This is a genomic window from Pseudomonas sp. JAI111, assembly GCF_024809425.1.
In the GTDB taxonomy this organism is placed as follows: domain Bacteria; phylum Pseudomonadota; class Gammaproteobacteria; order Pseudomonadales; family Pseudomonadaceae; genus Aquipseudomonas.
The window spans coordinates 39,183-57,253 of sequence record NZ_JANUCB010000010.1; the positions used below are offsets into that span (position 1 = coordinate 39,183).

The 18,071-nt window shown below is 59.7% G+C and carries 16 protein-coding genes; 3 read left to right on the top strand and 13 right to left on the bottom strand.

The features are described from left to right. Positions 1 to 69: 69 nt before the first annotated feature. From guaB to HNR03_RS25520, 3 genes are all read right to left on the bottom strand, one after another. Entirely contained in the window at positions 70 to 1,539 is a 1,470-nt protein-coding gene (guaB, locus tag HNR03_RS25510; RefSeq protein WP_090180524.1) for an IMP dehydrogenase, read from the bottom strand. Between the two features lie 117 nt (positions 1,540 to 1,656). Beyond that, complete coding sequence (locus HNR03_RS25515) at positions 1,657 to 2,205, bottom strand: sugar ABC transporter ATPase (protein ID WP_222588321.1); 549 nt, start codon at positions 2,203 to 2,205, stop codon at positions 1,657 to 1,659. Between the two features lie 188 nt (positions 2,206 to 2,393). Then, entirely contained in the window at positions 2,394 to 3,161 is a 768-nt protein-coding gene (locus tag HNR03_RS25520) for a sulfite exporter TauE/SafE family protein (protein ID WP_222588322.1), read from the bottom strand. Between the two features lie 96 nt (positions 3,162 to 3,257). On the opposite strand from HNR03_RS25520, the gene xseA reads away from it, so the two are divergent. Beyond that, a complete protein-coding gene (gene xseA / locus HNR03_RS25525) occupies positions 3,258 to 4,637 on the top strand; it encodes an exodeoxyribonuclease VII large subunit (RefSeq protein WP_259156643.1) in 1,380 nt (459 codons plus the stop codon). Positions 4,638 to 4,640: 3 nt separating this feature from the next. Continuing rightward, positions 4,641 to 5,462, top strand: coding sequence for a peptidoglycan DD-metalloendopeptidase family protein (locus HNR03_RS25530; protein ID WP_259156644.1), 822 nt, complete (start codon positions 4,641 to 4,643; stop codon positions 5,460 to 5,462). Between the two features lie 136 nt (positions 5,463 to 5,598). Here HNR03_RS25530 and HNR03_RS25535 read toward each other — a convergent pair whose 3' ends face one another. Continuing rightward, complete coding sequence (locus tag HNR03_RS25535) at positions 5,599 to 5,955, bottom strand: hypothetical protein (RefSeq protein WP_259156645.1); 357 nt, start codon at positions 5,953 to 5,955, stop codon at positions 5,599 to 5,601. 398 nt (positions 5,956 to 6,353) lie between these two features. On the opposite strand from HNR03_RS25535, the gene leuA reads away from it, so the two are divergent. Further along, positions 6,354 to 8,033 carry a 2-isopropylmalate synthase gene (gene leuA / locus HNR03_RS25540; RefSeq protein ID WP_090180500.1) on the top strand — a complete coding sequence of 560 codons (1,680 nt, stop codon included), beginning with the start codon at positions 6,354 to 6,356 and terminating at the stop codon, positions 8,031 to 8,033. 203 nt (positions 8,034 to 8,236) lie between these two features. On the opposite strand, the gene HNR03_RS25545 is transcribed toward leuA, so the two are convergent. The 9 genes from HNR03_RS25545 to pilW all read right to left on the bottom strand — a co-directional run bounded on the left by HNR03_RS25545 (position 8,237) and on the right by pilW (position 18,070). Further along, positions 8,237 to 9,031, bottom strand: a complete 795-nt coding sequence (locus HNR03_RS25545) for an amidohydrolase (protein ID WP_259156646.1) — start codon at positions 9,029 to 9,031, stop codon at positions 8,237 to 8,239. Continuing rightward, entirely contained in the window at positions 9,019 to 10,167 is a 1,149-nt protein-coding gene (locus tag HNR03_RS25550) for a pyridoxal phosphate-dependent aminotransferase (RefSeq protein ID WP_259156647.1), read from the bottom strand. The genes HNR03_RS25545 and HNR03_RS25550 overlap by 13 nt, the downstream gene beginning before the upstream one ends. A 145-nt stretch (positions 10,168 to 10,312) precedes the next feature. Continuing rightward, positions 10,313 to 11,782, bottom strand: coding sequence for a ribosome biogenesis GTPase Der (der, locus tag HNR03_RS25555; RefSeq protein WP_090180494.1), 1,470 nt, complete (start codon positions 11,780 to 11,782; stop codon positions 10,313 to 10,315). Positions 11,783 to 11,994: 212 nt separating this feature from the next. Beyond that, the gene (gene bamB / locus HNR03_RS25560; RefSeq protein ID WP_259156648.1) at positions 11,995 to 13,146 is read right to left on the bottom strand and encodes an outer membrane protein assembly factor BamB; all 1,152 of its coding nucleotides are present in this window, start codon (positions 13,144 to 13,146) and stop codon (positions 11,995 to 11,997) included. Next, the gene (locus HNR03_RS25565) at positions 13,139 to 13,780 is read right to left on the bottom strand and encodes a tetratricopeptide repeat protein (RefSeq protein WP_222588329.1); all 642 of its coding nucleotides are present in this window, start codon (positions 13,778 to 13,780) and stop codon (positions 13,139 to 13,141) included. The genes bamB and HNR03_RS25565 overlap by 8 nt, the downstream gene beginning before the upstream one ends. Positions 13,781 to 13,820: 40 nt before the next feature. Next, positions 13,821 to 15,110 (bottom strand): histidine--tRNA ligase, encoded by a 1,290-nt coding sequence (gene hisS, locus HNR03_RS25570; protein WP_222588330.1) that lies wholly within the window; start codon positions 15,108 to 15,110, stop codon positions 13,821 to 13,823. A gap of 36 nt (positions 15,111 to 15,146) precedes the next feature. Next, entirely contained in the window at positions 15,147 to 16,256 is a 1,110-nt protein-coding gene (gene ispG, locus HNR03_RS25575; protein ID WP_008147751.1) for a flavodoxin-dependent (E)-4-hydroxy-3-methylbut-2-enyl-diphosphate synthase, read from the bottom strand. A gap of 3 nt (positions 16,257 to 16,259) precedes the next feature. Further along, positions 16,260 to 17,312, bottom strand: a complete 1,053-nt coding sequence (locus HNR03_RS25580; RefSeq protein WP_222588331.1) for a RodZ family helix-turn-helix domain-containing protein — start codon at positions 17,310 to 17,312, stop codon at positions 16,260 to 16,262. Further along, positions 17,312 to 18,070, bottom strand: coding sequence for a type IV pilus biogenesis/stability protein PilW (gene pilW, locus HNR03_RS25585; RefSeq protein ID WP_222588332.1), 759 nt, complete (start codon positions 18,068 to 18,070; stop codon positions 17,312 to 17,314). Before pilW ends, HNR03_RS25580 begins: the two co-directional genes overlap by 1 nt. Position 18,071 lies beyond the last annotated feature (1 nt).

The window sequence follows — 18,071 nt, forward strand, 5'->3', positions numbered from 1 at the left end:
AGCTGCGCGGTAGCTGCATGAATGCAGTACCGCTTGCAGCTTATAGCTTGTGGCTTTTAGCTGTCGGCATCAGCCGACTCGGTAGTTTGGCGCTTCTTTGGTGATCTGCACGTCGTGAACGTGGGACTCGGCCATACCAGCGCCGGTGATCCGCACGAACTCAGGCTTGGTGCGCATTTCTTCGATGTCGGCACTGCCGGTGTAACCCATCGAGGAACGCAGGCCACCCATCAGTTGATGAATGATGGCGCTCAGGCTGCCCTTGTACGGCACACGACCTTCGATGCCTTCCGGTACGAGCTTCTCGGCGCCTGCCGAGGAGTCCTGGAAGTAACGGTCGGAAGAACCTTGAGCCTGGGACATGGCGCCCAGCGAACCCATGCCGCGATAAGCCTTGTACGAACGGCCCTGGAACAGTTCGATCTCGCCCGGAGCTTCTTCAGTACCGGCGAACATCGAGCCCATCATCACGCAGGAAGCACCGGCTACGATGGCCTTGGACAGGTCACCGGAGAAGCGGATGCCGCCGTCGGCGATCAACGGCACGCCTGTGCCTTCAAGGGCAGCGGCGACGTTGGCGATGGCACTGATTTGCGGGACGCCGACACCGGCGACGATACGGGTGGTGCAGATCGAGCCAGGGCCGATACCGACCTTGACTGCATCGGCGCCGGCTTCGGCCAGGGCCTTGGCGGCAGCGCCGGTGGCAATGTTGCCGCCGATGACCTGTACTTCAGGGAAATTCTGTTTGACCCAGCGAACGCGGTCGATCACGCCTTTGGAGTGACCGTGTGCGGTGTCGACCACCACCACGTCAACACCGGCATTGACCAAGGCCGCGACGCGATCACCGGTGTCTTTACCGGTGCCGACCGCAGCACCCACGCGCAGACGACCTTGATCGTCCTTGCTGGCCAGCGGGTATGCCTTGGCTTTTTCGATGTCGTTGACGGTCATCATGCCTTTGAGGGCGAATTTGTCGTCGACGATCAGGACGCGTTCGATGCGGTGCTTGTGCAACAGCTCGCGGACGTCGTTCTTGTCAGCGCCTTCCTTGACCGTGACCAGACGCTCTTTAGGCGTCATCACTTCACGGACGGTGGCGTCCAGACGATTTTCGAAGCGCACGTCACGGGAAGTGACGATGCCGACCAGGTCGCCATCGTGCAAGACCGGAACACCGGAGATGTTGTGCATGCGGGTCAGTTCGAACAGCTCACGAACCGTGGCGTCGGCCTCGATAGTGATCGGGTCCTTGACCACGCCGGCTTCGTAACGCTTGACCTTGCGCACTTCGGCAGCTTGCTGCTCGATGGTCATGTTCTTGTGGATGATACCGATGCCACCTTCCTGAGCCATGGCGATTGCCAGACGGGCTTCAGTAACGGTGTCCATGGCGGCAGAAACCAGAGGAATATTCAGCTCGATGCCACGGGTTAGGCGGGTCTTGAGACTGACTTCGTTAGGAAGCACCTCGGAATAACCAGGCACTAGGAGAATGTCGTCGAATGTCAGAGCTTCTTGGCTGATACGCAGCATCGCGGGGGCTCCCGAGCGGGAAAATGGAAGCGCGCCATTATAGTCAGACACCCCCTCGGGTTCAATGTAAAACTCTGTCTATTATTAGCATTACTGATATACGGGGATTGTCACTTCCTACAACTCGACTTTCACCCAACTCACGGGCTGATCAAGCCAGTCGGCAAATTCGTCGATAAAGCTCTGCTTGAACCCGGCCTCGGCCCAGTTGTTAAAGATGAACCCCAGGTTGGAAAAGCCGCATTCCTGCAGGAAAAGAAACCCGTTGATGTCATCTTCATGCCCGCACTCGGGGCAGGTGAAATTATCGGTGCGTCCCGGCATCCAGTCTTCCAGGCTTTCGAACAACGCTTCACCGATTTCCTTGCGGCACTCGGGGCAGCCAGCCTCCCCCAGGAAACCCTTGGCGGGTGTATAGATGCAGCGTTTGGTGATGATCTCCAGGCCATTGATCGGCTCGCCGAATGGCAGCGCTTCGGGGCGCAACACCACATCGCGGGCACCCTCGCCAATGGCGTGGGCCATGCGGTTACCGGTACGACCGCACGTGGTCAGTTCTTCCTTGACGATGTTCTTGCGCACCAGCCACCGCACGACGGCCCGGGCCCGGGGTTCGTGAACCGGCAGCGTGGAGATTTTCGGAACGATGATGCTTTGCGAGTTCATGGTGCAAGCCTACTGCGTCAAATGGATGTTCCTGCGGGACGCCAGTTGGCGCCTTCGCGGGCAAGCCCGCTCTCACATTTTATCTTGGGTGGCCACAAATAATGGGGTCGCAGAAGATCCAATGTGGGAGCGGGCTTGCCCGCGAAGGCGTCAGGACGGCCGGCAGCTTAATCCCTGACGAAATCCGGTCAAGTACTCAAGTAACGCCCGATCAAGGCGATCCCGCTGGCCAATACCAACCAGGTCACGAGCCGCACGAAGGCCTCGCGGGACAATTTCATGGTCAATCGCCGGCCGATCCACAGCCCCACCGCCATCGCTGGCAACAAACACAACGCCAATATCAACAAGGGTAGCTCGGCATACACCCCGGCGACGGCAAACAGGCTCAAACGCACCACCGTGCTGCAACTGATCAGCGCACTTTGGGTGGCTCGGGCCTCGTCCTTGGGTAACCGACTGTTCAAATAGATCGCATACAGAAAACCACCACTGCCAAACAGCGCCCCGAACATCCCGCCCACCGTGCCCATCGGCACCGCCCAAACGGCGGACAATTGTGTCGGCCGGGTTTTGACCCACAGGCTGTAAATCGCATAGGCACTGATAAACAGCCCCATCAACAGCAGCAACACATCGGACTTCAGGTTCAGCAGAAAAATCACCCCCAACGTGCACCCCACCGCCATGCATGGCAGCAGTCGCAGCAACTCGGACCGCTCTACATTTCGGCGCGAGGGCAGCAGATTTCCAAACGCGGCAACGAAATCCAGCAGCACCAGCAGCGGCACGATCTTCGACAGAGGCATGAACAGAATCAGAACCGGCCCAGCCACCAGCGCGGTGCCAAAACCGGCGATGCCGAACACGATGTAAGCCAGGGCGATGCCCAGCCCGATCACCAACCAATCCACCATGCCGAATGGCCATTGGTGCAACAACTCAAGCACGTTCATCTGCAAGTCTTCCTTGAATACCGGTGATCACTCGACAGCTCCTACACAGCTCAGTGATCGTGCATTCGGCCAGAGATTGCCTTTAAACTGCGCCCCATGATTAAAGATCCCTTTGCAAGACTCGGCCTGGACCGTGAAGTCCTGACTGTCAGCCAGCTCAACGGCCGCGCGCGGGTGTTGCTCGAAGACGTGTTCAGCAATATCTGGGTCGAAGGCGAAATCTCCAACCTCGCCCGCCCGGCATCTGGCCACGTGTATTTCACCCTCAAGGACAGTGGCGCCCAGGTGCGTTGCGCGCTGTTTCGGCAGAACGCGGCGCGGGTTCGCCAAGCGCTGAAGGACGGCCTGGCGGTGAAAGTGCGCGGCAAGGTTTCGCTGTTCGAAGGTCGCGGCGATTATCAGTTGATCCTCGACACCGTGGAGCCGGCGGGTGACGGCGCCCTGCGCTTGGCTTTCGATGCCTTGAAGGAAAAGCTCAGTGCCGAAGGCCTGTTCAGCGCCGAACGGAAAGTGCCGCTGCCCGCGCATCCGCAGCGCATTGGCATCATCAGCTCGCCGACGGGGGCGGTGATACGCGACATCATCAGCGTATTCCGCCGTCGCGCGCCGCAGGTTCAACTGACGTTGATCCCCACCGCCGTGCAGGGCCGCGAAGCCACCGCGCAGATTGTCCGCGCGCTGAAACTGGCGGACGCCCGTGGTTTCGATGCGTTGATCCTGGCCCGGGGCGGCGGTTCGCTGGAAGACCTCTGGTGTTTCAACGAAGAAGCCGTGGCCCGCGCCGTGGATGCCTGCGTGACGCCGATTGTCAGCGCCGTCGGCCATGAAACCGACGTGTCGATCAGTGACTTCGTCGCCGACGTTCGCGCTCCCACGCCATCGGCCGCCGCCGAACTGCTCGCCCCGGACTCCAGCGATCTGGTGCGTCGGGTTGAAAGCCTGCATCGTCGCCTGGTGATGCGCATCCGTGACCGCCTGATGCGTGATCGGCTGCGCCTGGAAGGCATCTCCCGCCGCCTGCGTCATCCTGGCGAACGCCTGCGCCAGCAAGCGCAACGCCTGGATGATCTGGACATGCGCCTGCGCCGCGCCTTCGAACGCAGCCTCAACACCCGTCGCGAACGACTGATCCGCCTGGAAACCCGCCTCGCCGGGCAACACCCGGGGCGGCAACTGGCGCTGCTGCGCCAGCGCCTCGACAACTTTGCCGAACGCCTGCCCCGAGCCATGCGCGAAGGCCTCAAGTCCCGTCGCCTGCAACTGCAAAGCCAGGTGCAGACGCTGCAAGTGGTCAGCCCGCTGGCGACCCTCGCCCGTGGCTACAGCATTTTGCTGGATGAGCGCGGCAATGCGATCCGCAGCGCCGGGCAAACCCACACCGGTCAACGCTTGAAAGCCAAACTCGGTGACGGCGAGTTGCAAGTGCGGGTCGACGACAACCACCTGACGCCTGTCACCCTTTCTTTACTGGATTAATCGATGCCGCGTTTTTTCGCTTCACTGCTGTTGCTGTGCCTGACCTTCAACGCTCACGCCGACAGTTACATCACCCGCCTGTTGAACAAGCCGGTGCCGGGCGGCGTGGCCGTGGTGGATCTGGGCGCTGCTGCGCAGGCACCGAAAGCCAGCTATCAAGGCAAACCGGTGCTGGTGGTCAAGGAACAGAACAATTGGCTGGCGATTGTCGGCGTGCCGTTGACGGTAAAACCGGGCACGCAACAGATCAGCAGTGGCGGGCGTAATCTGAGTTTCACGGTCGGCAACAAGAAATACCCGGAACAGCACATCACCCTGAAAAACACACAGCAGGTCAATCCGAACCCGGAGAACCTCAAGCGCATCGAGGGCGAACTGGCCGAACAGATCCAGGCCTACCGCAGCTTCAGCCCCAATACCCCAAGCAACCTGCTGCTGGACAAACCGGTCAACGGGCCGCTGTCGAGCAAGTTCGGGGTGCGCCGGTTCTTCAACGGTGAGGAGCGCAATCCGCATGCGGGCCTGGACTTCGCGGTGCCCGCAGGCACACCGATCAAGACTCCGGCGGCAGGCAAGGTGATTCTGATCGGCAACTACTTCTTCAATGGCAACACGGTGTTCGTCGACCACGGGCAGGGCTTTATCAGCATGTTTTGCCACATGTCGAAGATTGATGTGAAGGTCGGCCAGTCACTGGCACGCGGCGATGTGGTCGGCAAGGTCGGCTCCACCGGGCGCGCGACCGGGCCGCACATGCACTGGAATGTCAGCCTGAATGATGCGCGGGTGGATCCGGCGATTTTTATCGGGGCGTTTCAACCATAAACAATTGTTGAGGCTGATGGCCTTATCGCGGGCAAGCCCGCTCCCACATTTTATCTTTGGTGGCCACAAATAATGTGGTCGCTGAAGATCCAATGTGGGAGCGGGCTTGCCCGCGATAGGGCCATTACAGACGCCGCTATTCCGCCTCCAGATCCTCAATCCCATGGACCTCCCAGTGCGCCAGGCTCTTTTTGATCCAATCCTGGGTTTCCTGCGAGAAGCCCGCCAGCTCTTCGGCCGTGATCAACTCACGCGAACACAGCCCCAGCAAGTGACCGGGCACTTCATCGCGTGAATGCCTGAAAACGTCAAACGCCCAATACAGCTCCTTCTGACCGGCTTTGAGCCTTTCTTCACTGGCTTCGATACGCTCGTAGGGCGTCAGGCTTTTATCCAGCACCGTGCACTCAACCTCATCCATGATCCGGATACACATCCGCTCATGGGCCCATGGACGCAACGCGCTATATAGCTTCCAATCCGACTCGTTCATGGCTGACTCCTGCGTACAAGTCGTCCTGTTGAGGCTTTAATAATAGCTGTACTGACACGCCCCATCCGCTGAAGCCTGCGATTGCGCATCGCTCAAACCTCGCGCAAGGATCCAGACAATCACTTTAATTCAGCACAATAAAATCGCGACAAATCGACTTTTACGGGTATTCCTCTCAATTTTTTTCGACTGCTTGCCATCCTCCACAACGGCGGTTAGGGTTGAAGACATGAAAACCTCTCACACCCTCATTCAGCTTCGCCAGCACCGCAGCCTGTGCCTCGTCAGTGCACGACTGCCGGGCTGAATTTGCGGTGACTCGCCCTACGCTTTTCCCCAAGAACATTTGATCCACCGGCAGGCCGCCTTTTTTCGGCCCACACAATAAGGATTTCCCGATGAGCATGCTCAAAGACCCGTCTTCGAAATACCGCGCGTTCCCGACCATCGATATCCCGGACCGTACCTGGCCATCGAAGACCATCACCGCCGCGCCGATCTGGTGCAGTTCCGACCTTCGTGACGGCAACCAGTCGTTGATCGAACCCATGGACGCGGTCAAGAAGCTGCGTTTCTGGAAAACCCTGGTGCAGGTCGGCGTGAAAGAAATCGAAGCCTCCTTCCCGGCCGCTTCGCAAACCGACTTCGACTTCGTACGTACCCTGATCGAAGGCAACCACATCCCGGACGACACCACCATCCAGGTGCTGACCCAGGGCCGTGAAGACTTGATCGAGCGCACCTTCGAATCCCTGCGCGGGGCGAAGAAAGCCATCGTTCACCTGTACAACGCGACCTCCCCTTCCTTCCGCCGCATTGTCTTCAACCAGGACAAGGACGGGATCAAGGCCATTGCCGTGAACGCGGCCAAGCTGTTCGTCAAATACGCTGCCCAGCAGCCGGACACCCAGTGGACCTTCGAGTACTCGCCGGAAACCTTCAGTGCGACCGAGCTCGAGTTCGCCAAGGAAGTCTGTGACGCCGTGATCGAAGTCTGGAACCCGACGCCTGAGCACAAGGTGATTCTCAACCTGCCAGCCACCGTGGAATGCGCGACCCCGAACATCTATGCCGACCAGATCGAATGGTTCGGCCGTCACATCAACCGTCGTGACAGCGTGATCATCAGCCTGCACACCCACAACGACCGTGGCACTGGCGTTGCCGCCACCGAGCTGGGCCTGATGGCCGGCGCCGACCGCGTCGAAGGCTGCCTCTTCGGCAACGGCGAGCGCACCGGTAACGTCGACCTCGTGACCGTGGCCTTGAACCTCTACACCCAGGGCATTCACCCTGAGCTGGACTTCTCCGACATCGACGGCGTGCGCAAAGTCGTCGAAGAATGCAACCAGATCCAGGTGCATCCACGTCACCCTTACGTTGGCGACCTGGTTCACACCGCGTTCTCCGGCTCCCACCAGGATGCCATCCGCAAGGGCTTCGCCCAGCAGAAACCGGACGCGCTGTGGGAAGTGCCGTACTTGCCGATCGACCCGGCCGACATCGGCCGCAGCTACGAAGCGGTGATCCGCGTCAACAGCCAGTCGGGCAAAGGCGGGATCGCTTACCTGCTGGAACAGGAATACGGCATCAGCTTGCCGCGCCGCATGCAGATCGAGTTCAGCCAGGTTGTGCAGCGTGAAACCGATCGCCTCGGCCTGGAAATGACCGCCCAGCAGATCCACGCATTGCTGCACAGTGAATACTTGCAGGCCAACACCCCGTACGCGCTGGTCAGCCATCGCCTGCAGGAAGAAAACGGTCACAGCGCCGTCGAAGTGGAAGTCTCGGGCAAAGGCCAGGGCGAAACCAACCTGCACTGGCGCGGCAAGGGCAACGGTGCCCTGGAAGCGTTGGTGGCCGGTCTGCCGATTCCGGTTGAGATCATGGACTACAACGAACACGCGATCGGCGCGGGCACCAATGCCAAGGCTGCGGCCTACATTGAACTGCGCGTGAACGGTGAACGTGCGGTGCACGGCGTCGGTATCGACGAAAACATCACCACCGCCAGCTTCAAGGCCCTGTTCAGCGCGCTGAACCGATCCCTGAGTCAGCCGGAAGCGAAAGCGGCGTAAGCCTTCGCTGCAATGCAGAAGGCCCCGAGGTGCGAACCTCGGGGCCTTTTTGTTTGCCTGCTGTTTTTGTGCCGCCTGTGCCTGATCGTTCCCACGCTCTGCGTGGGAATGCAGCCCGGGACGCTCTGCGTCCCATCAACAGCCGAACGCGGAGCGTCCGTTGAGGCATTCCCACGCAGAGCGTGGGAACGATCTGTTAACGATCAGTTGGTGAATTCGAAGGTATCGGCATCCAGGTTCGCCGGAAAACGCGTGCGATAAGCCTGCAGATCCGCAGCATTCAGCACCACCTGAAACACCCCATCCGCCTCGCCTGCACTGAGCAATGTCTCGCCCTGGAAATCCAGCACCTGACTGTCGCCGGTATAGGCAAACCCTTTACCGTCAGTCCCGATGCGATTCACCGCCGCCACATAGCAAAGGTTTTCAATCGCCCGCGCCGGCAGCAAACGGTTCCAGTGCTGGCGCCGGGCACCCGGCCAGTTGGCGGTGTACAGCAACAGGTCGGTGTCTTGCGCATCGCGGCTCCAGACCGGGAAGCGCAGGTCGTAGCAAATCAGCGGCCGCACACGCCAGCCCTTGAGCTCGAACTGCACCTGACGCTCACCCGGCGTGTAGTGGTTATGCTCGCCGCCCATGCGGAACAGGTGGCGTTTGTCGTAATGCCACACTTCCCCGTCCGGTCGCGCCCAGAGCAGACGATTGCGATGGCTGCCGTCAGCGGCCTGGACGATGATGCTGCCGGTAATCACGGCATCGAGCTTGGCAGCCTGAACCCGCAGCCATTTGCTGGTGGGCCCGTTTTCCGGCTCGCAGAGGGTTTGCGACTCCATGGAAAAACCGGTGGTGAACATCTCCGGCAGGATTATCAGGTCAGCGCCGCGAGCCTGTTCAAGCAACTGCTCGAAATGTTCCAGATTGGCCTGGCGGTCGTGCCAGGTCAGGGTTGTCTGGATCAGCGCAACATTCAGATTAGGCAGAGCACTCAAATCACGCATAGTTTTGCCGCTGCTTCACGCAGGGTCTCCTCGCGTTTGGCGAAGCACAGTCGCACCAGGCGCTGGCCTTCGGGCGGGGTCTGGTAGAACACCGAAATCGGGATGCTCGCCACACCATGTTCGCGGGTCATCCACAGCGCCATTTCGACGTCGTTGAGGTCCGGGCGGATCTGCGAGTAATCAACCAGCTGGAAATAAGTGCCTGTTACCCGCTTGAAGCTGAATCGGGACGGCGCCAGCAGATCGCAGAACAAATCGCGCTTGGCCTGGTAGAAACCAGGAAGCTCCTCGACGTGTTCCGGGTGCTCGGCCATGAAGTCGGCCAAGGCATATTGCAACGGCGTCACGCCGCAGAAGCTGACGTACTGGTGCACTTTGCGCAGCTCCGCAGTCAGTGCCGGCGGTGCAACCACGTAGCCGGTTTTCCAGCCCGTCACGTGATAGGTCTTGCCAAAGGAACTGACCACGAATGCTCGTTGATACAGCTCTTCGTGATTCAGCACGCTGACGTGAGGCACGCCGTCGAAGACCAGGTGTTCGTAGACTTCGTCGCTGACGATGTAGATGTCGCGGTCTCGAATCAAGGTCGCCAGCTGATCCAGTTCCGCACGGCTGATCAGTGCGCCACTTGGGTTATGCGGAGCGTTGAGAACGATCATTTTCGTGCGTGGCGTAATCGCCGCCGCGAGCTTTTCAAAGTCGATGGCAAAATCGTTGAGGCCCAGTTGCACATGCACGCAACGGCCACCGGCCAGCTCCACCGATGGTTCATAGCTGTCGTAGCACGGATCGAACACGATCACTTCGTCGCCGCTGTGGATAACCGCCTGTATGGCACAGAAGATCGCCTGAGTGGCGCCGGGCGTGACTGTCACTTCATGGTCGGCATCCACGTTGACGCCGTAGCTGCGAGCAATCTTGGCCGAGATTTGCTGGCGCAAGGCCGGCAGACCGGTCATTGGCGAATACTGGTTGTGACCATTGGCAACATGCCGACCGACCGCATCGCACAGGGCCTGCGGCGCATCGAAATCGGGAAAACCCTGGGACAGGTTGATCGCCCCGGTTTGCGCCGCGAGCTGAGACATCTGAGTGAAGATAGTGATGCCGACATTCGGCAGCTTACTGGTGATCATCGGTAGCCCCTTGCAGGTGAGCTGCAAGTTTCAAGCGACAAGCTGCAAGCGGTCAAGCCTCAAACCATCATGCACAAAAAAGGGCCCTGCACAGGACCCTTTTTGCTTTGACTTGAAGCTTGCAGCTTGAAACTTAAAGCTGCTTCTACTTCTTATCGCGGCGCTTTTTGTCGGCTTTCTTGTGGTGCGACATCATGCGACGCTTCTTGTTGACCTGGCGGTCGGTTAGCGTGGTCTTTTTGCCTTCGAACGGGTTCTCGCCGCCCTTGAACTCGATACGGATTGGCGTACCGACCAGCTTCAACACGCGACGGTAGGTGTTTTCCAGATAACGAACGTACGACTTCGGCACTTTCTCGATCTGGTTACCGTGGATCACGATGATCGGCGGGTTCGCGCCACCCAAGTGGGCATAACGCAGCTTGATCCGGCGGTTGTTGACCATCGGTGGCGCGTGCTCGCCAACCGCATCTTCCAGAATCTGGGTCAGGCGGTTGGTCGGCCAGCGGGTGACCGCGGACTTGAACGAGTTCTGTACGGACGCGTAGAGGTTGCCCACGCCAGTGCCGTGCAGGGCCGAGATGAAGTGGATATCGGCGTAGTCAACGAAGAACAGTCGACGTTGCAGCTCGACCTTCACGAAGTCGCGCTCGCTTGGCGTCATGCCGTCCCACTTGTTGATCGCGATGACCAGCGCACGACCCGACTCAATGGCAAAGCCCAGCAGGTTGAGGTCGTGGTCCACCACGCCTTCGCGGGCGTCCATCACAAAGATCACCACGTTGGCGTCTTTGATCGCTTGCAGGGTTTTGACCACGGAGAATTTTTCGACTTCTTCGTGAATCTTGCCGCGCTTGCGCACACCGGCGGTGTCGATCAGCGTGTACTTCTCGTCGTTACGCTCGAACGGGATGTAGATACTGTCGCGGGTGGTGCCGGGCTGGTCATAGACGATTACCCGGTCTTCACCGAGCATGCGGTTGACCAGGGTCGACTTGCCGACGTTCGGGCGGCCGATGATTGCGATCTTGATCCCGTCTTTTTCGCTTGGACCAGGAATGCGCTTGGCTTCCTCGCCTTCGGCAACGATCTCTTCCTCGCCTTCTTCCTGCTCGTCTTCGTCTTTCGGGAAGTCGCTCAGGGCGATTTCCAGCATCTGGGTGATGCCACGACCATGAGCACCGGCGATTGGAATCGCGTGGCCCATGCCCAACGGGGCGAATTCAGCGCGGGCCATTTCAGGGTCGATGTTGTCGACCTTGTTAGCCACTACGTAGGAACGCTTGTTACGTTTGCGCAAATGCTCGGCGATCATCTGGTCGGCGGCGGTGAAACCGGCCTTGGCATCTACCAGGAACAGAACGACATCCGCTTCTTCAATGGCCAGCAGCGACTGCTCGGCCATTTTTTCGTCCATACCGTGCTCGTCACCGGAGATACCGCCGGTGTCGACCAGAATGTAGGAACGCCCTTGCCACTTGGCCTCACCGTATTGGCGATCACGGGTCAGACCGGACAAGTCGCCGACGATGGCGTCACGAGTCCTGGTCAGGCGGTTGAACAAGGTGGACTTGCCGACGTTCGGTCGGCCCACCAGGGCGATTACGGGAACCATGCGGCTCTCCACTTCGTTATTTCAGAAAATACAAAAGCCGCTGCGAGGCAGCGGCTGGTGCTCGGGGCAACACTGTGGGAGCGGGCTTGCTCGCGAAAAACCGTAACAGCACCGCGTTTATTCAGGCTGTACGCGTCATCGTTGACGCCCTTCGCGAGCAAGCCCGCTCCCACATGTGCAGCAGCCTGGGGTGTTAACCCCAAGCATAGTTCTTACTTAATGGACAGGGCTTCCAGCTTGCCACTGTTGCCATAAACATAAATCGTGTCACCCACCACCAGCGGACGGGCACGCAGGCCGTCGCTGTCAATGCGCTCGCGGCCGACGAAGCGACCGTCCACCTGGCTCAGCAGGTGCAGGTAGCCTTCCATGTCGCCGACTGCAACGTAGCTGGAGAACACTTCCGGAGCCGACAGTTGACGACGGGCCAGCGAATCGTTGCTCCACAATGCTGTGGTGGAACGCTCGTCGACGCCTTCAACGGTGCCCGAAGACAGGCTCACGTAAACGTTGCCAAAACCCTGGGCGACACCGGCATAGCTGGAAGCATCACGCTGCCAGAGCTGACGACCGCTTTCCAGGTCCAGTGCCGCAACGCGACCCTGGTAACTGGCAACGTACAGGGTACCGCCGGACAACAGCAGACCGCCGTCGATATCGACAACGCGCTCCAGTTCCGAACGACCCTGTGGAATCGCAACCCGTTGTTCCCATACCGGCACGCCGTTGGAAATATCGAGAGCGACCACTTTACCGGTCGACAGGCCAGCCACCGCGAGGCGGTTGGTCACGATCGGTGCACTGGTGCCGCGCAGGGTCAGGACCGCAGGCGTGCTGTCATACAACCAGCGCTGGTTGCCGGTGGCGGCATCCAGACCGATCAGACGGTCGTCCTGAGTCTGAACCACAACCACGTCACCGTTGTTGGCCGGCGGTGCGAGTACTTCGCTGGACACGCGAGCGCGCCATTTCTCTTCACCGTTGATCGCGTCCAGGGCAACGATTTCGCCCTTGAGCGTACCGAACGTAACCAGACCGTAACCCACGCCAACGGCGCCGGAAACAGGCAGATCAAGATCCTTCTTCCATTTGACGTCGCCGTTGCTGCGATCCATCGCCATCACCACACCAGTGACGTCCGCGGCATAAATGGTATCGCCGTCGATCGCCGGAACCAGCATGTTGTAGGTTTCGCCCTGACCGTTACCGATCGAACGACTCCACTGCTTGTGCAGAACCACTTCTTCCTTGAAGTCGGTCAACTCGGCCGGAGGCAATTCTTTTTTGCCGTTGCTGCTGCAACCCGCGGCCAATATGGCCAGAGCCAGCAATGCTGCATGTTTCCAACGAATCACGTCACGCATCCCCTTTGGCCAGGTCGTCCAGCTTGATTTGTAGGCCACCGACTGCCGCTTCATCCGACAGTGCCGCCTTGGCTTTTTGATACGCCGTATTTGCTTCGTCGGTACGACCCAACTGCACCAGCAGGTCACCCTTGAGTTCTTCGCGAGTAGCCAGGAACGCCTTGTCGGCGTCGCCTTCGAGCAGCTTCAAGGCCTCATCGGCCTTGTTTTGCGCGGCCAATACCTGCGCCAGACGCTGACGGGCGATTTCGCCCAGCGCCGGGTTTGCCGGTTTGTCGACGATGGCTTTCAGTTCGGTGCCAGCATCGTCCAGCTTGCCGCTGTCGACCGCGACTTTCGCCACGAACAGGCTGCCGTACTGCGCATAAGCGGTGCCGCCGAACTCGCTTTTAAGCTTGCCGGCCAGATCCGAAACACGTGCAGCGTCAGGCTTGCCGTCAGGCGTCAGCGTGGTTTCCAGCAGTTGCTGATAGAGAATCGAGGCAGTTTGCGACTGATTGCTCTGATACTTGTGAAAGGCCTGCCAGCCGAACACGATGACCAGCGCCAACAGGCCGCCAGTGACCAGGGGCTTGCCGTTGCGTGTCCACCAGTCCTTCAAATCCGCCAGCTGTTCGTCTTCGGTACTCGACACCCCAATACTCCTTAATCGCTAATTCGGCTGTTTGACAGCTTCAACCCTGCACGACGCAGGTGGCCAGGTGTGCAGCAAGCGCATCCCAGGCAATGCTTTGTTGTTCGCCCTGGCCACGCAGGGGTTTGAAACCTACCACTTGCTGGGCCATTTCATCGTCGCCGAGGATCAGCGCGTACAGCGCACCGCTCTTGTCGGCCTTCTTGAACTGGCTTTTGAAGCTGCCGGCGCCGGCATTGATCTGCAGGCGCAGGTTTGGCAACTGATCACGCACCTTCTCGCTCAACGTCAGGGCAGCCAGTTCGGCGGCCTCGCCGAAGGCGCACAGGTAGACATCGACCTGACGGGAGATTTCTTCCGGGATCTGTTCCAGGGTTTCAAGCAGCAGCACCAAGCGCTCGATACCCATGGCGAAACCTACGCCCGGGGTCGGCTTGCCGCCCATCTGCTCCACCAGACCGTCGTAACGACCACCGGCACATACGGTGCCCTGGGCGCCCAACTTGTCGGTGACCCATTCGAAAACGGTCTTGCTGTAGTAATCCAGCCCGCGAACCAGCTTCGGGTTGATCACATAAGGAATACCGGCGGCGTCCAGGCGAGCCTTCAGGCCCTCGAAGTGCACGCGGGATTCTTCGTCCAGGTAGTCGGCCATTTTCGGCGCATCGACCAGGACTGCTTGAGTGTCGGCGTTCTTGGTGTCCAGCACCCGCAGCGGGTTGGTTTTCAGACGGCGTTGGCTGTCTTCGTCCAACTGATCCAGGCGGGCCGAAAGGTATTCGACCAGCGCTTCGCGATAACGACCGCGAGACTCGCTGGTGCCCAGGCTGTTGAGTTCGAGTTTGACCGCATCACGGATGCCCAGCTCGCCCCACAGGCGCCAGGTCAGCACGATCAGCTCGGCATCGATGTCCGGACCGTCGAGGTTGAACACCTCGACACCGATCTGGTGGAACTGACGATAACGGCCTTTCTGAGGACGTTCGTGGCGGAACATCGGGCCGATGTACCAGAGTTTCTGCACCTGGCCGCCGCCGGTGATGCCGTGCTCGAGCACCGCACGCACGCACGCTGCCGTGCCTTCCGGACGCAGGGTCAGGGAGTCGCCGTTGCGGTCGTCGAAGGTATACATCTCTTTTTCGACGATGTCGGTCACTTCACCGATGGAGCGCTTGAACAGCTCGGTGAACTCGACGATCGGCATGCGGATCTGCTTGTAACCGTAGTTATCCAGCAAACGCGAGACGGTGCCCTCGAAATGACGCCACAGGGGGGTCTGATCGGGCAGGATGTCGTTCATGCCACGTATGGCTTGCAGAGACTTGCTCACTATAAATCCTTAAATTCGTTCAGCGCTTCAGTCGGGTCAGCCACGCGCGATAACAGCGGCGTCGGCTTCGACCTTTTCGGCCGCTTTCTGGCGGATCAAGCGTTCGAGCTCATCCACCAGATTGTCATTCGTCAGTTTCTGCGACGGTTTGCCGTCGATGTAAATCAGGTTTGGCGTGCCGCCGGTCAAGCCGATATGGGCTTCCTTGGCTTCGCCCGGCCCGTTGACCACGCAACCGATGACCGCGACATCCAGCGGCACCAGCAGATCTTCGAGACGCCCTTCCAGCTCGTTCATGGTCTTGACCACATCGAAGTTCTGCCGCGAGCAGCTCGGGCAGGCGATGAAGTTGATGCCACGGGAACGCAGGTGCAGGGATTTGAGAATGTCGTAGCCGACTTTCACTTCCTCGACCGGGTCGGCCGCCAACGAGATGCGGATGGTATCGCCAATCCCTTCGGCGAGCAGCATACCGAGGCCTACGGCGGATTTCACCGTGCCTGAACGCAAACCACCGGCTTCGGTGATACCCAAGTGCAGCGGCTGGACGATTTCCTTGGCCAGCAAGCGGTAGGCGGCGACGGCCATGAACACGTCGGAGGCTTTCACGCTGACCTTGAAGTCCTGGAAATTCAGGCGTTCGAGGTGCTCGACGTGACGCAAGGCAGATTCGACCAGTGCAGCTGGCGTTGGCTCGCCGTATTTCTTTTGCAGGTCTTTTTCCAGGGAGCCGGCGTTGACGCCGATGCGGATCGGAATCCCGCGGTCTCGAGCGGCATCGACCACCGCGCGCACACGGTCTTCACGACCGATGTTGCCCGGGTTGATCCGCAGGCAGTCAACGCCCAGTTCGGCTACGCGCAATGCGATCTTGTAGTCGAAGTGAATGTCGGCCACCAACGGCACCTTGACCAGTTTCTTGATCTTGCCGAAAGCTTCGGCGGCATCCATATCCGGCACCGAAATGCGCACGATATCGACGCCCGCTGCTTCCAGGCGATTGATCTGGGCTACGGTGGCAGCCACGTCATTGGTGTCGCTGTTGGTCATGCTCTGCACAGCGATAGGTGCATCGCCGCCCACAGGCACGTTACCGACCCAGATCTTGCGGGATTCGCGACGTTTGATTGGAGATTCGCCGTGCATGACTTATTGACCCAACTTCAGGCGAGCAGTCTCGCCACTGGTGAACGGAGCGACATCAACCACCTGACCGTTGTAGCTGACTTGAGCGCCACGGGCGAAGCCCAGACGCACTGAAAACGGTGGTTTGCCGCTGACAGAAACATTTTCGCCTTTGCGCTTGAGACCGCTCAACAACACCTTGCCGGTGCCGTCGCTCACTTGCGTCCAGCAATCAGCCGTGAATTGCAGTTGAACCTGGCCTTGGCCGGCCACCGGAGCAGCCGCTGTGGCTGGAGGAATGGTCGGTGTCACCGATGCGCTTGCCGGCGGGGTCGACACAACAGGGGCTGTCGGCGCAGGCGAGAGCGGTGTCGTGACAGCTGGCGCGGTGCTGTGAGCCGGGGCCGCGACAACTGGTGCGGTGCTATGAGCCGGGGTTGCAGGCGTTGGCGCAGGTGCTGTCGGCGCGGGCGCTTCAGCGGCTGCCGGTGCTTCGGCGGATGTCTCGGCTTGTGGCAATGCAAGTGCGGTGGTGCCTTCAGCCTGACCTTGCGCGACGGCCTGGTCTTCCGGCTCGTCCAGCGGATGGATCTGGGTGGTGCCGTCGGCGCCTTCGACTTCAACGTGTTCCGGAGCCAGGGTGGTCAGGTCCTTGGTACGCGACGAAGTTTGATCCTGCCACCAGACAAAACCACCACCAATCACCGCGATCAGCAACAGCAGGCTCACGATACGCAAAATAGTGTGGGAAACCCGAACCGGCTCTTCGATGCGACCCAGGCTGTGGACATTGCTGCCTTGGGAGTCGGTACCGGTGGATTGGTCGAACTGCTGGACCAGAACGGTCTGGTCCATGCCGAGCAGCTTGGCGTACGCGCGAATATAACCGCGAGCAAAGGTGTGCCCAGGCAGCTTGTCGAAAGCGCCCGCTTCCAGATTGCTCAAGGAATTGACGGTGAGGTTGAGCTTGAGGGCCACTTCGGCCAGCGACCAGCCATTGCTTTCGCGGGCCTGGCGCAAAGTCTCACCGGGGTTAACGCGATTCGCTGCTACAACTTCGGGATGCGCCGCTTTCATCATTGCTCCGACAGGTATTGCTGATATTCCGGCGTACCGGGATAGAGTCGTTTTAATTGCAGGCCTGCACTTGCAGCCTTGTCGCGATCTTCAAACACTTTTGCCAGCCGAACGCCGAGCAATAGACTACGTGCATTTTGTTCGGTGAGCAGGCTAAAACGATCGTAGTAGTCACGCGCGGGCACATAATGCCTGTCTTCGAAGGACAACTCAGCCATTTCCAGCAATGCACGTGGTTGTTGGCGGTTCAAACGCAGGGCTTTTTCCAGCTGCTGCTTCGCCAGATCACGCTCCCCCAGCTTCGAAGCCGTCATGCCGAGGTTCTCGAACACCCGCGAACGCTCAGGATACAGGGTATCGGCGGCGGCCTGTTCAAAGCGCTCGTAAGCTTCCTTGTAACGCTTTTCTTCGAAAAGAAAGCTGCCGTAGTTGTTCAGTATTCGTGCATCGCCGGGACGCGAAGACAGTGCCTTGCGAAAATGTTCGTCCGCCAGCTCCGGCTCCATCTCGGCCTGGAACACCAGCCCCAGGGCCGCATTGGCGTCAGGGTCAGAGCTATCCAGGTCCAGCGCCTTCTTCAACGGCACCTTGGCGCGCTCGGTCATGCCCTGCTGCAAGTAGCCCAACCCCAGTTGCACGTAGGCGGTGCGCGCTTCATCGCGGCCCTTGCTGGTCTTCATCGGGTTGAAATCGCCCGACAGGACGCAACCAGCACAAAGGCTGGCCAGCAGCAACAGCAGCGCAAAGCGCAGGGACATA

What these genes read in the sequence shown, in the direction of transcription:
- ispG (WP_008147751.1), bottom strand. Translation starts at nt 16,256, where the DNA reads ATGCACGGCGAATCTCCAATCAAACGTCGCGAATCCCGCAAGATCTGG.
- bamB (WP_259156648.1), bottom strand. Translation starts at nt 13,146, where the DNA reads ATGCGTGACGTGATTCGTTGGAAACATGCAGCATTGCTGGCTCTGGCC.
- HNR03_RS25535 (WP_259156645.1), bottom strand. Translation starts at nt 5,955, where the DNA reads ATGAACGAGTCGGATTGGAAGCTATATAGCGCGTTGCGTCCATGGGCC.
- HNR03_RS25515 (WP_222588321.1), bottom strand. Translation starts at nt 2,205, where the DNA reads ATGAACTCGCAAAGCATCATCGTTCCGAAAATCTCCACGCTGCCGGTT.
- pilW (WP_222588332.1), bottom strand. Translation starts at nt 18,070, where the DNA reads ATGTCCCTGCGCTTTGCGCTGCTGTTGCTGCTGGCCAGCCTTTGTGCT.
- leuA (WP_090180500.1), top strand. Translation starts at nt 6,354, where the DNA reads ATGAGCATGCTCAAAGACCCGTCTTCGAAATACCGCGCGTTCCCGACC.
- HNR03_RS25580 (WP_222588331.1), bottom strand. Translation starts at nt 17,312, where the DNA reads ATGAAAGCGGCGCATCCCGAAGTTGTAGCAGCGAATCGCGTTAACCCC.
- guaB (WP_090180524.1), bottom strand. Translation starts at nt 1,539, where the DNA reads ATGCTGCGTATCAGCCAAGAAGCTCTGACATTCGACGACATTCTCCTA.
- HNR03_RS25545 (WP_259156646.1), bottom strand. Translation starts at nt 9,031, where the DNA reads ATGCGTGATTTGAGTGCTCTGCCTAATCTGAATGTTGCGCTGATCCAG.
- der (WP_090180494.1), bottom strand. Translation starts at nt 11,782, where the DNA reads ATGGTTCCCGTAATCGCCCTGGTGGGCCGACCGAACGTCGGCAAGTCC.
- HNR03_RS25520 (WP_222588322.1), bottom strand. Translation starts at nt 3,161, where the DNA reads ATGAACGTGCTTGAGTTGTTGCACCAATGGCCATTCGGCATGGTGGAT.
- HNR03_RS25530 (WP_259156644.1), top strand. Translation starts at nt 4,641, where the DNA reads ATGCCGCGTTTTTTCGCTTCACTGCTGTTGCTGTGCCTGACCTTCAAC.
- HNR03_RS25550 (WP_259156647.1), bottom strand. Translation starts at nt 10,167, where the DNA reads ATGATCACCAGTAAGCTGCCGAATGTCGGCATCACTATCTTCACTCAG.
- xseA (WP_259156643.1), top strand. Translation starts at nt 3,258, where the DNA reads ATGATTAAAGATCCCTTTGCAAGACTCGGCCTGGACCGTGAAGTCCTG.